This window comes from Paenibacillus zeirhizosphaerae (assembly GCF_030705605.1).
Taxonomy (GTDB): Bacteria; Bacillota; Bacilli; order Paenibacillales; family Paenibacillaceae; genus Paenibacillus; species Paenibacillus zeirhizosphaerae.
In genome coordinates this window covers 26889-41998 of record NZ_JAPCKK010000010.1, presented here as the reverse complement: position 1 = coordinate 41998, position 15110 = coordinate 26889, and the positions used below count along the sequence as shown (strand labels likewise).

Below are 15110 nucleotides of genomic sequence, written 5' to 3'. Positions count from 1 at the left end.
TTAAACTGCCGGTTTGAAAGCATCCGCATTGTTTTGAAGATTTTGCGGGCTCAATAGTATGAACTAACGTTGATTATATGCCTTCACGGGCAGAGTGTCCAGAGGGGGATGTGAAACGGGTCCCGGCACATCGGCCTGATTTTTTTACAATGTGTTATGTAAACTAACATAAGAGTGGATTTTCACTATAAAAACTCTATTCATTTGACCGTGGTTCGATTAGAATAAGTATCAATAAAAGCGATTTTTGTGACAAGGTTTACAAGGGATGTTACAGACATGGAAATCGCTTTGATTATTTTATACATAGACCGGGAGGGGTTAATTTTGAAATTTAGAAAAAAAGGAATGAAAGGCCTTGCAGCCGCCGTTGTTGCGTTTAACGTGCTTGCGTTGCCAGCCGTACCGACCTGGGCCGCTGAAGACAACGCTACTGTCAAGCTGCGTATTATGCAAACGACCGACCTGCATGTGAACTTGGTGAACTATGACTATTATACGGACAAGCCGACGGACGAGTATGGACTCGCCAAGACAGCCACGCTGATCAAGCAGGCGCGAGCGGAGGCCGAGAACAGCATGCTGTTTGACAGCGGCGATCTGATTCAAGGCAATCCGCTTGGAGACTATGTAGCCAAAATCGATCCGCTCCAGGATGGGGAAGTCCATCCGGTATACAAAGCGATGAATCTGCTGGATTATGATGCTGCTACACTGGGTAATCACGAATTCAATTACGGGCTGGATTTTCTGCAGAAGACGTTGAAAGGTGCCGAGTTCCCTTATATTAACGCCAACGTATATACAGATGACGGCGATGAGGATGAAAGCAACGACAAGAACTATTTCACTCCATACCGGATTATCGATAAAAAAGTCGTGGATGAGGATGGAACGGAGCATACGCTTAGAGTAGGGGTGATCGGCCTGCTGCCTCCGCAGATTAATCTATGGGATGAAGCCCATCTGAGTGGCAAGGTCGTTGCCAAGGATATCGTGGCAACAGCCGAAAAATTTGTTCCGCAAATGAAGGCGGATGGCGCTGATATCGTGGTTGCGCTGGTGCACAGCGGATATGAGGATACCCCACAGACTCCAAATATGGAGAACGCGGTCAAATATTTGAGTGAAGTGGACGGCATTGATTCAATCTTGTTCGGACATGCCCATAAAGTGTTCCCGAGTGCTGCTTTTGAAGGGATGGCAGGGGTCGATGTGGAAGCAGGAACGATTAACGGACTTCCTTCCGTTGAATCTGGTTATTGGGGGGACAATCTTGGTGTAGTTGACCTTGAGTTGGAACTGAAGGACGGCAAGTGGACTGTTGCGGATTCGCAATCTGCGGCCCGCCCAATCTATGACAAAACCAATAAGGCGTCTTTGGCAGAGCCGGACCCTGCAGTAGTAGAAGCCGTTTACGAAGAGCATGCCCAAACGCTGGAGTATGTACGTGGACCGGTCGGTACAACCACTGCACCGATCAACAGCTTTTTTGCGCTTGTTCAGGATGACCCTTCCATTCAGATCGTAACGAATGCGCAGAAATGGTATGTGGAGAAGAAGCTTGCGGGCACCGAGTATGAAGGCTTGCCGGTATTGTCGGCAGGAGCACCTTTCAAAGCAGGGGGACGTTCCGGCGCCTCTTATTACACGAACATTCCGGCAGGAACGATTGCCATCAAGAATGTGGCCGATCTCTATGTCTATCCGAACACGGTATATGCTGTGAGAGTTACAGGAGCCGAGGTGAAGGAGTGGCTGGAATGGTCAGCCGGGCAATTTAATCAGATTCAACCAGGACAGAGCGGTGAACAGCAGTTGATCAATAACGATTTCCCAACCTATAACTTTGATGTGATGGATGGAGTAACTTACCAAATTGATGTTACCGAGCCCGTCAAGTATGACGGCAAGGGCAGCGTAGTGAATGCTTCCGCGAACCGGATCAAAAATCTGCAATATGACGGCAAGCCGATTGATCCTGAACAGGAGTTCATCGTTGCGACGAACAACTACCGTGCTTCTTCATCCAAGCTGGCTAACCCGGACGGGCAGCGGATCATCATGGCGGCGCCGGATGAGAACCGTCAGGTTATCATCGATTATATTAACGAAAATGGCAGCATTAACCCGTCGGCTGACGGCAACTGGTCGATCGCACCTTTCGGGGATGCGGAAGTGACGTTCGTCTCCTCGCCAGCCGCTCAATCTTTGACTGCCCAAGCTTCAAGCATCACTTACACAGGAGCCGGAGAGAATGGCTTCGCTAAATACAAACTGCTGTCGGCGGAAGCTGCCGGAGAAACGGCAGAGCCTGCAGCTCCAGTGAAGCCGACAACACCAGTGACACCGGAAACGGGTTCACCGGTCAAGCCTTCTCCTGCGAAACCGCCAGTATCATCATCCGGGTCGTCTTATACCATTCAAAAGGGAGACAACCTGTACCGAATCGCTTTGAAGTTCGGAGTAAGCTGGGAGGAAATAGCGGAACTGAACGGAATCCAGAATGTTCATCGTCTGCAAATCGGCCAAACGATTCAAATTCCATAACCTATGCTCGACTTAAAGGAAGCCGGCACCATGTGTCGGTTTTTTTGTCGAACAATACGAAAAATAGTTTCAATAGATCAAAATGAATGGATATAAATTGAATTTAATACATATATAATTGATAGAAGAAATGAAAGGAGGTTGAATATTGCTCGAATTTTGGCGAATTCATCCAATCCACTAGTTCTTTTGCTCTATTTGGCATGCTATAATAAAACGATCATAGGAAAATTGTTCCGGGGGGATTGTTAGATGAATTGCAGCAGCCGCAGCGGTACATTGCCTCTCGAAGATCAAGGGTTACTCAGAATCCGCCCGGCTGTCCAAACACTTGCAGAAGCGCTCAGTTCTTATATGAGCCAAATTGAAGTTTTGGAGGATCATACACTGCAATTGGGCTATTCGGGCAGGGAAGATGTGCTTGAAATACTTAAGTTGCTAGTAGCGGCAAGCACAGACGTGCTTGGTGGCGTGCTTGTGCAATTGTCCGGCTTAGAGGACATGGAGATGGACGATTCATGGATTCCGCCGCACATATTAAAGTCCAGAATTGAGCACAGTGATATGGTGCATCTGATGATGCAGCGCTGCTTTACAAGTTATATGCAGCCTATTGTGGACCTAGACACCAAGGTGATCGGATATGAATTTTTGCTGCGGCCGCTGTCTGGTGTGAGGGTCTTTCAGCCTTTTCAGTTATTTGAAGTCGCACGCAAGACCGGACTGCTTTCTTTTTTGGATAATGAAGCCCGGATTTCGGCCATTGAGGCCAGCGCACGCTGGTTGCCGAATGGCATTAAGAGATTCATTAATTTTTTGCCCTCCTCGATTAATGATCCTCAATATTGCCTGGACCTTACGTTCGAAGCGATTGACCGTCTGTCACTGAATCCGCAGGACTTCGTATTTGAAGTGGTGGAGACGGAGCAGATTGACGATATGAGAGCGATTCAGCAAATTTTCGAACAATACCGCAGCCGGGGCATGTCTGTTGCACTGGATGATCTTGGAGCAGGTTATTCGACGCTTGAGGTCATGAACAGATTGCAGCCCGATTACGTCAAAATTGACCGTGGTATTATCGACGGCTGTCATCAGGATGCGGATAAGCAGCGGCAAATCAGCCAGATTGTCGAATCGGCCCGTCGTTTTGCAGGCCGGGTGCTTGCTGAAGGCATCGAACAGCGCGAGGATTTCGAATTTTGCCGGGAAGCAGGCGTCTCGCTCGCCCAAGGTTATTTGTTCGGCAAGCCTGATGAAAGGCCTGTCTGCTGGCATCGGGCATTACGTTGAAGGCCTGTGAACTGCAATTCCAATATGGAACAGGCAGGTTCACAGGCCAATGATCCGTCAATTGCGTGGATTTCTCCACCTGTACAGAAGAATAGCTGATAAAGAGACGACGGTGATCAACCCGGAAACAGCCCAGTGTACGGCCGAGCTGTCAGGGCCCAATGGCGGAGGAGCTCCTGGCAATGTGGAGGATGCGTTCTGTCGTACAGCGGGTGCTGATGGTGGGCCAAGCTCTCGTAGGTCTGCCGCAGCCTCGGATACAAGAGCCGTACGATCGCACAAGATCGTATGGAGCTCCCCGGAGTCTGGGGCATAGCGGGCATACACAAGATAATCTCTGCCCTCCGCGAACTCATATCCGCAGCTATCGGATGACGCAGCGGTAGTAACAGTAGCGATATTCCCAACGCTGCCCTTCCATACGCGATCCACTTGAAAGCTGACCCGGACCGGATCGGCCGAAGACATGATGTCAGACATCTTTTGCTGGAGCGATACCGCTTCTCCACTGAATACCACCGCGCTCTGTGCCTGGGCTTCGGACGGAGACGGCGGCTCGACGCAGGAGCATGCATACATGACGGATGGCTTGACTCCCAGCAGCATACTGAATACAATGGCTGCTCCCAGCAGCGTCGGTAGTAATTTCCGCCAGGCTTTACTCATAAGATCAACCCCCTTTTCCTTCCAGACGGAACGGAACCGCAGGTTGTTACATTTATTTGGAAAGTTTGTTATCCGTAACAGGGCCGTCTTTGCTTCGAGCTGCATGAAATCTAACGATACATTTTAACCTTTAATTCATCCAGACTTTTGAAGGTATAACCTTGCTTACGCGCATCATCAATGATGGAGGAGAGGGCTTCGGCGTTGTCTTTGGACACGGAATGCAGCAGGATCACGGCTCCCGGATGGAGCTGTGACATGACCTGCTGGTAGGCGTATCCGGCTCCCTGCTGCCTGTCCGTCTCCCAGTCACGGTAAGCGGCGGACCAGAACACATTGGTATAGCCGAGTTGCTTGCAGGTCTCCAGCACCCGGCTGCTGAATATACCGCGTGGCGGTCTTACAAAGCTCATCTTCTGCTGTCCGGTTATACGGGCGCTAGCTTCACGCACCTTGTCCAGCTCCGTGCGGATTTGCTCGGGCGTCAGCGACGTCATATCGGGATGGCTCCAGGAATGGTTGCCGATAATATGGCCTTCGTCATTCATGCGGCGCAGCAGTTCGGGCTGATCACGTACAAAATGCCCGGTCACGAAAAAGGCTGCCGGGACCTTCTTGGCCTTCAGTACATCAAGCACTTTCGCCGTGTACCCGTTCTCGTAGCCATTATCAAAGGTCAGATACAGCTCTTTTTGCCCTGCGTCCCCGAGGAAGATCGATCCGTTCTTCTGCAGAATGTTCATGAAGCCTTCCTGGGCAATGGATGGCAGTTCTCCATTTTTACTCTTTTTAAATCCAAAATGATACGGTTGGGCAGAGGAGGCCATAACGAGTGTGGCTCCTGAAACGGCAGATGCAATCGTAAAAGCAAGGGTAATACACAAAATCTGCTTCCATAAACGCGGCATTCTATATCCCCCTAATATCCAAAATTTCGGAGCCTACTGCAGTTCCTTCTCCGTTAGCATTTTCAGGTATTGGATGAATTATGTGAAAGGATAGGAATAAACGTTATAATGAACGCAGGTGAGGCAAATGAAAAAAAAGTGGATTATCCTGTCAGGTTTTTTTTTATTAACTGTAGTTTTTCCCGTTTATTATCTGTTCACAAGTGCTCATACGAATTCGGAGCGCTACCTTGCCCGCCAAGGTGTCCTGGATTTGAGCGACTGGGACTTTCAGAACAACGGAGCTGTAAGACTTAACGGTGACTGGGAGTTTTATCCTGGCCAATTTTTAAATCCCCAATCCTGGAAGGCGGACGGCCAACAACACCCGCACGGCTATGTGCATGTCCCGGATATCTGGAATCCGCATATGCCTGAGAACAGCGGCACGGGATATGGAACCTACCGTCTGCTGATCCGGACACCGGAGCAGGATAAAGATCTCTTTGGCATACGCACGCTGAATATCCGGACGGCAAGCAGTATTTATATAAACGGAGCTCAAGTTGCAGGTATTGGAAATCCAAGCGAGGATGGGAGATTGTCTGATCCGGGCAACAAGCCCTACAACGGGTATTTTAGGGTGAGCGGATCGACTGTTGAAGTGATGATTCATGTATCCAATTACAATTATTATTCCGGTGGAATCGTCAAACCGGTTGTGTTTGGTGATTATGCCTCCATCCGCAACATGCGGGACATTAGCCTGGCTACAGACCTGGTACTGGCTGTAGGCTTCTGTATTCCTGCCGTATTCTTCTTGCTGCTCTATAGATTACGCAGGAGTGAGCCCGCACTGTTTTATATGGGTTGCTTCTGCTTTGCAGCACTGCTCTATGTGTTGAGTCAGGGAGAAAAGATGATGGCGGTGATTCCTGGAATGCACTACGAATGGGTTGTCAAAACCCAGTGGTTGTCATCCTTGCTCGCTTTTTTCTTTTTGGTCCGTTATGTCAATGCCTATTCTTTCGGAATCGTCCATCCGCAGTTACTCAGGCTTTCGACGGCGGCGACAGTGGTATGGACTGTTCTGATTCCCCTGATGCCGACGGTCGTGTTGTCCCGTGCCGAGCCGGTGCTGCTGATCTATCTTGCTTCCTGGGTATGCTATGTGGTATTCGTCCTGCTGAAAGGATTTGGTAAAAGCAAGCGGGATAACTCATTAATGGCATTGGGCATTTTGAGCGTTATGATGGTGGTCATTCTATGCATTGCTTATTTGCTGGGGCTGACCGATATTCGGGGAATTGTTCCCCTTGAAACGCTGATCTTTATTTTTTCCCAGGCTGTGCTGCTGGCCAAACGATTCGCTGTAACCTTTCAGGAGGTTGAACTGCTGTCGAAGCGGCTTCTCACGCTGGATGGCATGAAGGATGAATTTTTGGCGAATACCTCACATGAGCTCCGTACCCCATTGCATGGCATGATCAATATTGCGCAGGGCATGATCGACCGGAAGGATGGACTGGATCATGAAGCACAGTTGCGTAATATGGAGCTGATCGTGTCTGTCGGGCGACGCCTGTCTTTCCTGATTAATGATATTCTTGATTTCTCTAATTTGAAGAACGGACGGCTCGTCATTCACCCCGCTCCCGCGAACCTGAAGGCAGCGGTGCAATCTGTACTGGAAGTGCTGGAGCATACTGTCGGCGCTAAGGATGTTCGTTTCGTGACCAGACTGCCCGATTATTTGCCTTACGTGATGGCTGATGGGGACAGGCTGATGCAGGTGCTGTACAATTTATTGGGCAATGCGATCAAGTTTACCGAGCGCGGGGAGATCCGGGTGTCTGCTGTTGTTCAAGGCGGAGACGTTGAAATCAAGGTGGAGGATACAGGAATTGGCATTGCGCCTGAGCTTCATGACACGATTTTCGACTCCTTCAAGCGGGGGGATGATCTGGAGAACATGACGGCCAGCGGAACCGGACTCGGATTAAGCGTGACGAAGCGGCTGGTTGAGCTGCATGGTGGACGAATCTGGGTAGAGTCACAGATCGGGACAGGCTCGGTGTTTACCTTCACACTTCCGGTCGCCGGAGATCATGCGGTTACCATTTCTGCAATGAACAGGGAGAGGCAGGAGGTGCTGTTTGAAGGGAGGGACGACGAACGAAGCTCTCCCGCTTCCGACAAAAAAAGTAAGTACACGATCCTGGCTGTTGACGATGACAGTGTGAATCTGCATGTATTGGCAAGTCTGCTGGCATCGGAAGAATGCAGGGTCATTGCCGTTCATGATGCCCGTACTGCGCTGAACCACATCAACGGCAGAGAGCATATCGATCTGGTGATTACGGATTGGATGATGCCGGGCGTGTCGGGGCTTGATTTGTGCCGGGAAATCCGGAAAAGGTTCTCATTGGCGGAGCTGCCTGTGCTCCTGCTTACCGCTCGTAATCTGCCGGGTGATATTCATGCGGGCCTGCAGGCGGAGGCGAATGATTTTCTGCGCAAACCAGTGGATGCCGAAGAACTGCGTGCGCGAGTGCGTACTCTGATTCATTTAAGGGATTCGACCCAGGAGGCGATCCGTTCGGAGATGGCCTTTCTGCAGGCGCAGATCAAGCCTCATTTTCTGTACAATGCGCTGAATGTGATTATTTCCGAATGTGCGGAGAATTCGGACAGGGCTATAGAATTGCTGATGGAGCTCAGCCAGTATTTGCGCAGCAGCTTTGATTTCCACAATCGCGATCAGACCGTTCCACTGCATAAGGAATTGGAGCTCGTACGGTCTTACTTGTCATTGGAACGCGCACGCTTTGAGGAGCGACTTCAGGTCGAATTCGATATTGAGGAGCAGGTCAATGTGCTGATTCCACCGCTATCTATTCAGCCCATCGTGGAGAACGCCATACGTCACGGGATCATGCAGCGCGCGAGTGGCGGACACCTAAAGATTTCTATCCGTCCGCGACAAACAGGCATACTTGTCGTCGTGGAAGATGACGGCGTAGGGATGCCATGCGACAAAGCAGAGCAAATCTTGTCCGGCAGCGGGGAGTCGCCCAGTGTAGGATTGCGGAATATCCACCGTAGACTGATTTCCCTCTACGGAAGCGGCCTGCAGATTAGCAGTGAGCCCGGAGAAGGGACGGTGGTGGGCTTTTTGGTGCCTTACAACGCTCCTGCCCGCTTACTGCATAAGCCAAGCGTTTGATTGTCTTATCTAATTGGACCTAAGGTAGGGGGTATTATGATGATGCAGGCCATTCTGGTAGACGATGAGAGATCAGCTTTGATTCAATTGGAAAGGCTGCTGCGCGCGGATGGGCGCGTCGAGATGACGGGGATGTTCAATTCTGCCACGGCGGCATTGGAATATTTGGCATCCGAACGGACGGATATCATATTTCTGGATATCGGTATGCCTGAAATCAACGGACTGGAAGCAGCTGAAATCATTCAACAACTGGATATCGACATTCATGTGGTGTTCGTGACTGCTTATTCGGAATATGCCATTGAAGCGTTTGAGCTGCAGGCACTGGATTATTTGTTAAAGCCGGTGCACCCGCAAAGATTATCTAAGACGATCGACCGGGTTGCCGGGGGGACCAAAGCGATCAGAGAGCCGGCTCCCGTTAAGGAGCCTAATGTGCTCTGCTTTCAAAAGCTGGAGATTACGGACAGTATTATGGGGGAAACAGGTAGAAGACATTTTAAATGGAGGACACTAAAATCCCAGGAGCTGTTTGCCTATCTGCTGCACAATGGCCGGGAATGGATCGGCAAGCAGGAGCTGCTGAATGAGCTATGGCCCCGTTATACGCCTGAAAAGGCTGTTGTTCATTTACACACCTCCGTGTATCAAATCCGTAAGGCGATGAAGGAGTGGACATGCGGAACCAAGCTGGAATTCAGTCTGGACAGGTACCGGCTTACCCGTGGCGGCTGGACGACCGATGTGGAAGAATTTGAACGGAGCATGACGGACATTTATGCATCTGGGCGGCCTGAAGCAGCCCGTCTGGATCAGGTGCTTGGCTTGTACCGCGGCAACTACTTGGAAGAGCATGATTATCCCTGGGCTTATTCCAAAAGGGAGAAGCTGCGCCGGAAGTACATGAAAGGCGTGATGGATGCCGCGGCAGATGAGATGTATGCCGATCGTACCCGGCAGGCCGCCGAGCGGCTGCTGGCTCTGCAGCACAAGGAGCCCTATTCGGAAGAGGTCTGCTGCCAGTTGCTGGAGGTGTATGCCCGCATGGGGGATTACAAAGCGGCCGAGGAGCATTACGGCAGTTTTAAAAAGCTGCTGAAAGACGATCTGGACATCAGTCCGGAGTCCTCTACCCAGCAGCTATTTGAACGGCTGATCATGTACAAGGGATAGGGCTACCTTAAATGGGAGCGCAGTACAGCATACCCGTAGGCCGGAAGCTCGGCCTTCAGTACATCCCCCGCATGTGTCCAGGTGCACTCTCCCAACAGGATCTGCCAGTCCGATTCACGAACAGGGCAGGAGAGGTGAGACGTCTCGGCGCTCCTGTTCATCAGCATCACGAGAACCTCGTCGGTGCCGCGTCGTTCATAAGCGATGACTGAGCCGTCAGGCTCGGCTGAAAGAAAGGTTATGGTGCCCTCTGCTCTCAGGGCAGGGTGGGCCCGGCGCAGCTTGATCAACTCTTGGTAAAAGTGAAACAATTCGCGGTCCTGCTTTGTTTCATCCCATTCCATGCATTTCCGGCAGCCTGGGTCCGGCCCTCCCTCCAGCCCGATTTCATCCCCGTAATAAATGCATGGGGTGCCAATGTAGGTGAATTGAAAGACAGCAGCGAGGCGCATTTTCCGCTTATCTCCTCCTGCGAGCGTCAGAATACGGGGGGTGTCGTGGCTGTCCAGCAGGTTGAACGCCACTTCCGTGGCCTGCTTGGGATAGCGTGCAAGCTGATTGCCGATACGGAAAGCGAAGCCTTCCGCATCCAGCTCCTGTTTGACAAAAAAGTCATTTACCGCGTAAGTGAAAGGGTAGTTCATAGTCGCATCGAACTGGTCGCCCTGCAGCCATTCGGAAGATTCGTTCCACATTTCGCCGAGAATATAGGCCTCCGGATTCGCTGTCTTGACCGTCTTCCGGAATTCACGCCAGAAGGCATGATCCACCTCATCCGCGACATCCAACCGCCAGCCGTCGATGCCGATTTCACGTGTCCAGTATTCTGCCGCGCCCAGCAGGTACTTTATAACTTCAGGGTGCTCGGTGTTCAGCTTTGGCATCATGGGCTCAAATGAAAAGGTGTCGTATGTAGGCACGCCATCCACCACCTCCGGCGGAAAGCGGTGCACGTGGAACCAGTCTTTATATTTCGACTTTTCTCCATTTTTCAGCAGGTCCACAAAAGGGGCGAAGGTGCGTCCCGAATGATTGAAGACCGCATCGAACAGCACGCTTATTCCACGGTTATGGCACTCCTTGACCAGCCTTTTCAGTGTATTCATATCCCCGAAATGGGGATCAACCTTCATATAATCCTCTGTGTCGTATTTATGATTGGTGGTCGCCAGGAACACAGGCGTAAAGTAAATCCCGGTAATGCCAAGCTCATGCAGATAGTCCAGGTGATCGATGACACCCTGCAGATCTCCCCCAAAAAAATTATCCCTGCGCGGTTCTCCCCCCCACGGCTCTACTCCCTTAGGATCGTTTGACGGGTCCCCGTTGGCGAAGCGCTCCGGAAAAATCTGATAAAATACAGCATCCTTAACCCAAGCGGGCGGCATTAAAATATCAATTGGGTTCAGAAAAGGATACTGAAACATCTGGTCAGGTTTTTTTGGCTCCTCTGTTACAAAGTCATTTTCATTCATCCAGATGCGCTCGTTCCCATCCTCCAGCATGAAGCCGTAACGCAAACGGCGGTAACGGGGCCTGACCTTGCATTCGTAATAGTCAAACCTGCTGTCGCTGGCCAGCTTGTACATGGGAATAACCTCGCGGGTCCGCTCCCAGTCATATTTGTCTCCGGTCAGGGCGCTGACGGCGGTGAGGTCGTTCTTCTTGGCACGCAGACGTAAATAAATGGTCTCATTGTCGTAACCGAAGGCCCAGTTTCGTTTCGGATGGTGATATACGGCTTCAAGCAGCATGATCCATTCCTCCTTCAAAGGTAAGGTTAGTGTTCCGGCTCTTTATACTTTTAAACAGGAATATGATTTTACATTCAAAGAGTATCAAACGGTTGTAATAGTTCTAATGTTGTCTGCAATAATCTGGCATGAATGGTCGAATTTATCATGCTCTTCAGGCGTTAATTCCAGCTCGACGACTTCCTGGATCCCCCCGCTGCCTATAATCGCTGGAACTCCCACGCATACATTCCGGTGGCCGTATTCGCCTTCAAGCACGGCAGATACAGCTATAATTTTGCCGTCATTGTTCAAGATGCTGCGGGTAATATAAGCCAAAGCATTGCCGATGCCGAACTGGGTGAAGCCTTTGCGGGTAAAAATTTCCCAGCCTGCGTTCTTTGTTTTATGGGCGATATCGTCCAGGTCAACATGACTGAAGCGTTCACGGTGGTGGCGCAGGATGTGGAGCAAAGGTTTGCCGCCGATGGTAACATGAGACCAGGCGACAAACTGGGATTCACCATGCTCGCCAAGCGCATAACCATGAACACTGCGCGGATCCACACTGAACACCTCAGACAGCAAGGTCTTCAATCTCGAAGAATCGATAGATGTCCCTGTGCCGATCACCTTGGAGCGGGACAGGCCTGAGATCTCTCTGACCAGATAGGTCACGATATCGACCGGGTTGGCGGCGATGACAAATATACCGTCAAACCCTGAGGCCATGATGGAGCTGACGATGTCACGGGTAATGGAAGCGGACGCATCCAGTACGCTGAGGCGGGTCTCCCCCGGCTTGGGATTGGCTCCGGCAGTGATTATAATGACATCCATTTGGCTGCAATCCGCGTAGGTGCCTGGATATACCTTTGTCCGTGTATGCGTAAAATCCATGCAATGCGACAGATCGAGCGCTTGCGCCAGCGCACGGTCATAGGTCCGGTCGATGATCATGATTTCATCGCAGATCGATTGATTGACCATGGAGTAGGCACAGCCTGAACCGACCATCCCGGCCCCTACCACCGCAACTTTTCTCGACTTTGCTCCCATTGTTACTCCCCCTATTCCGACCCGTACAAGTGATACATTAAATTATGCTTTGGCGGACTTTTACGTGATATACCATAACATGTTGCGTCTAGATGTGAATAGTCCGGAAAATATGTGTCGAAACAAGCACCTTCAAGGTCGAATTCTGTCCCGACAAAAGCTCTTAGTAATCCGCAATAATAGAATAAATGCGCCAAAGGAGTTTTATGTATAACCGACGAATTGGTATAGATAAGTGAACTGGGACGGGGCAAGCCCTCAGGGCAGTGCGACCGTCATGCTGAAATGTCGCCATGTTTAATTTAAATTATAGGAGGTATGGCGTATGCAGGAAACTGGAGCTACAACGGAAATTGCTAAAGTATTGGGGGTTGGTGCCAGCACGCTAAGGAAATATGCCGCGGCTTTGGAGGAGAAGGGTTACGGCTTCGAACGCGCAGTCAACCAATCCAGAGTATATAGGGAACAGGATATTGAATGCTTTCGCTCTCTGAAGTCCATGCTGCGGGAAAATAATATGACGATGTCGGAAGCGGTTGAGGTTGTTTTGACAGAGCTTGGACACAAGCAGGAAACGCTGCCTTTGCCGGAGGAGGCGGCGCGTGATCTCATGGCGCTGGTGGAAGAGGTCACGGCAGCTCCTATGCTGCAGCATATCGATCTGTCCAGTGAAGAGGATTATTCTCCTGTTGCGGCAGCCTCGGGTCAGGAGCAGATAGACGCTCCTTTACAGTGGGAGGAGCTCCACCGCCGTATTGCCGAATTGGAGGAGCGGCAGGAGAAGCTGCTTGAGACGCATAGCGACCTGTCCGCCCAGCTTGAAGAACAGCGGCGCTGGATCAAGGAGAAAACGGAGGAGGAAAGGGACAGACAGCTCATTACGAATCTCCGCAGCTATCAGGGACGCAAGAAGAAGGCCCGTAGCCCGCTGTTCAGCATTTTCGGGCTTCTTCCGCGGAGAAGCAGAGAGGCGTGAACGTGTGCCCCTGCGTGCACCTGCCCGTGATATAATGGGTTGTGAAGACGGGCACGAGAGGCCTGTCTGTCCAAGGAGGAAGGGTGTTGCTGGCTTATTTACGCAGAGTACGTGAAGCCTGGATGGACTATCCGCATCAGCCTGGCGAGATGATCGGCGGCAGGTATAAGGTGGTCAGGCTTCTCGGAATCGGCAGTTACGGACTCACCTATCTGTGTACGGATACAGAGAGCGGCAAGAGCGCAGCCGTTAAACAGGCCAAGCCTAGTAAACGTGCGCGTGCCGTCAAGCTGCTGCAGCGGGAAGCGGATATTCTGCAGCAGATGCATCACCGCTGCATTCCCCAGTATATCGAGTGGATCGCGCCGGGGCGGAACAAGGTATATATGGTATCTGAATATATAGAGGGAAGTACACTCGAAGATTTGATTTTTGAGCAGGAACAAAGGTTCACGGAAACGGAATGCATCCTATACACTCTGAAGCTGCTGGAGCGGGTTCGTTATGTTCATGAGCAGGGCTTCGTGCATATGGATATCCGCATTCCGAATGTGATTCAGCGGGCCGGGGAGCCATGGCTGATCGATTTTGGACTGGCTCTCGGTATCGGGGAGGACTCGCAGGAGGTGTTTCCTGGCTCCATGATGCATGCGCGTGATCCGCAGCGGCGGGATGCACAAATGTACAGCGATCTGTATGATATCGGGCATTTCATGCTGTTTATGCTGTATTCCTCTTACAATCCGGCTCCTGGCCAGGAACCTGCCGAATGGCAGGAGGAGCTGCGACTGCACCCGCAAACCCGCCATTTCCTGGAGCGTTTGCTGCAGATCGGACCCAGATATGAGGATTCGGCGGTAGCCCTTCAGGATCTTAGACGGCTGTCCCGATTGCTCCAATGAGTGAAGGTTACGGGGCAGCGGCTCTACCCGGAGAATAAGGTGCTCAACGAAATTGAAAAAAATAGGATATTGTCCATAACCCCGGCACGATCGTCTACATAAGATGATTCTGTAGTAAAGACTAGCTGAGACATCAGCAGAAGGGGTGTAGTCACAAAATGAAAATCAAAGGTGCCGGATATGCAGGCGTTGGATATGATCAAGGATATACACCGGGATGCGGATCCGGGTGTGGTTTCGGAGGATACGGCGGAATGACATCGATCGGAGCGATTCTGGTTTTGTTCATTCTGCTGGTCATTATCTCCCGTACATTATTGCACTACTAACCAAACGAAGAAAAGAACAGGCCGTGTGAATCTCGGCCTGTTCTTTCTGTGTACAGATGCTCAGACTCAGGAGCTCGAAAAGCTGCGGTGTCTGTTCTTGTAATAACCATGTCCGTGACGGCTGTGTCCGTATTTCAGATCGGATGAAGAGAGCCTTCCGACATGGCCACCTCGGTGCATCCCACGGTGATCGCTGCTTGAGTGGCGTTTATAATGTTTCCCGTGCGAGCTGCTAGAATGACGCCGGTGGGAAGAATGAGAAGAATGGGAAGTGGAATGCAGCAGGCGGTTCAATATTTTCTTAAGCATCGTC

Annotated in this window: 11 protein-coding genes; 7 read left to right on the top strand and 4 right to left on the bottom strand. The window is 50.9% G+C overall.

The annotated features are described in order from the left end of the window. The first annotated feature begins 327 nt into the window (after positions 1-327). Together OIN60_RS04365 and OIN60_RS04360 are read left to right on the top strand one after the other, a co-directional pair. Positions 328-2550 (top strand): bifunctional 2',3'-cyclic-nucleotide 2'-phosphodiesterase/3'-nucleotidase, encoded by a 2223-nt coding sequence (locus tag OIN60_RS04365; RefSeq protein ID WP_305753651.1) that lies wholly within the window; start codon positions 328-330, stop codon positions 2548-2550. 252 nt (positions 2551-2802) lie between these two features. Further along, a complete protein-coding gene (locus tag OIN60_RS04360) occupies positions 2803-3843 on the top strand; it encodes an EAL domain-containing protein (RefSeq protein ID WP_305753650.1) in 1041 nt (346 codons plus the stop codon). A gap of 57 nt (positions 3844-3900) precedes the next feature. Here the strand turns inward: OIN60_RS04360 and OIN60_RS04355 are convergent, their stop codons facing one another. Both OIN60_RS04355 and pdaA read right to left on the bottom strand, forming a co-directional pair. Continuing rightward, positions 3901-4509: a hypothetical protein gene (locus OIN60_RS04355; RefSeq protein ID WP_305753649.1), complete on the bottom strand. Its 609-nt coding sequence runs from the start codon at positions 4507-4509 to the stop codon at positions 3901-3903. 110 nt (positions 4510-4619) lie between these two features. Beyond that, the gene (pdaA, locus tag OIN60_RS04350; RefSeq protein WP_370872374.1) at positions 4620-5417 is read right to left on the bottom strand and encodes a delta-lactam-biosynthetic de-N-acetylase; all 798 of its coding nucleotides are present in this window, start codon (positions 5415-5417) and stop codon (positions 4620-4622) included. A gap of 127 nt (positions 5418-5544) precedes the next feature. Between pdaA and OIN60_RS04345 the strand changes: the two genes are divergently transcribed. Both OIN60_RS04345 and OIN60_RS04340 read left to right on the top strand, forming a co-directional pair. Further along, positions 5545-8622 (top strand): hybrid sensor histidine kinase/response regulator, encoded by a 3078-nt coding sequence (locus OIN60_RS04345; protein ID WP_305753648.1) that lies wholly within the window; start codon positions 5545-5547, stop codon positions 8620-8622. A 36-nt stretch (positions 8623-8658) separates the two neighbouring features. Beyond that, on the top strand, positions 8659-9798 hold the full coding sequence (locus OIN60_RS04340; RefSeq protein ID WP_305753647.1) for a response regulator: 1140 nt from the start codon (positions 8659-8661) through the stop codon (positions 9796-9798). 2 nt (positions 9799-9800) lie between these two features. On the opposite strand, the gene OIN60_RS04335 is transcribed toward OIN60_RS04340, so the two are convergent. Beyond that, the gene (locus OIN60_RS04335; RefSeq protein ID WP_305753646.1) at positions 9801-11552 is read right to left on the bottom strand and encodes an alpha-glycosidase; all 1752 of its coding nucleotides are present in this window, start codon (positions 11550-11552) and stop codon (positions 9801-9803) included. Between the two features lie 84 nt (positions 11553-11636). Continuing rightward, on the bottom strand, positions 11637-12590 hold the full coding sequence (locus OIN60_RS04330) for an L-lactate dehydrogenase (protein WP_305753645.1): 954 nt from the start codon (positions 12588-12590) through the stop codon (positions 11637-11639). A 325-nt stretch (positions 12591-12915) separates the two neighbouring features. Here OIN60_RS04330 and OIN60_RS04325 point away from each other — a divergent pair, with 325 nt between their 5' ends. The 3 genes from OIN60_RS04325 (at position 12916) to OIN60_RS04315 (ending at position 14797) form a co-directional block, all read left to right on the top strand. After that, positions 12916-13566, top strand: a complete 651-nt coding sequence (locus OIN60_RS04325) for a MerR family transcriptional regulator (protein WP_305753644.1) — start codon at positions 12916-12918, stop codon at positions 13564-13566. An 83-nt stretch (positions 13567-13649) separates the two neighbouring features. Continuing rightward, entirely contained in the window at positions 13650-14468 is an 819-nt protein-coding gene (locus OIN60_RS04320; RefSeq protein ID WP_370872373.1) for a serine/threonine protein kinase, read from the top strand. A 158-nt stretch (positions 14469-14626) separates the two neighbouring features. Continuing rightward, the gene (locus tag OIN60_RS04315; protein WP_305753642.1) at positions 14627-14797 is read left to right on the top strand and encodes a hypothetical protein; all 171 of its coding nucleotides are present in this window, start codon (positions 14627-14629) and stop codon (positions 14795-14797) included. The last annotated feature ends 313 nt before the right edge of the window (positions 14798-15110 follow it).

What these genes read in the sequence shown, in the direction of transcription:
- OIN60_RS04330 (WP_305753645.1), bottom strand. Translation starts at nt 12,590, where the DNA reads ATGGGAGCAAAGTCGAGAAAAGTTGCGGTGGTAGGGGCCGGGATGGTC.
- OIN60_RS04355 (WP_305753649.1), bottom strand. Translation starts at nt 4,509, where the DNA reads ATGAGTAAAGCCTGGCGGAAATTACTACCGACGCTGCTGGGAGCAGCC.
- OIN60_RS04340 (WP_305753647.1), top strand. Translation starts at nt 8,659, where the DNA reads ATGATGATGCAGGCCATTCTGGTAGACGATGAGAGATCAGCTTTGATT.
- OIN60_RS04325 (WP_305753644.1), top strand. Translation starts at nt 12,916, where the DNA reads ATGCAGGAAACTGGAGCTACAACGGAAATTGCTAAAGTATTGGGGGTT.
- OIN60_RS04345 (WP_305753648.1), top strand. Translation starts at nt 5,545, where the DNA reads ATGAAAAAAAAGTGGATTATCCTGTCAGGTTTTTTTTTATTAACTGTA.
- OIN60_RS04315 (WP_305753642.1), top strand. Translation starts at nt 14,627, where the DNA reads ATGAAAATCAAAGGTGCCGGATATGCAGGCGTTGGATATGATCAAGGA.
- OIN60_RS04360 (WP_305753650.1), top strand. Translation starts at nt 2,803, where the DNA reads ATGAATTGCAGCAGCCGCAGCGGTACATTGCCTCTCGAAGATCAAGGG.
- pdaA (WP_370872374.1), bottom strand. Translation starts at nt 5,417, where the DNA reads ATGCCGCGTTTATGGAAGCAGATTTTGTGTATTACCCTTGCTTTTACG.
- OIN60_RS04335 (WP_305753646.1), bottom strand. Translation starts at nt 11,552, where the DNA reads ATGCTGCTTGAAGCCGTATATCACCATCCGAAACGAAACTGGGCCTTC.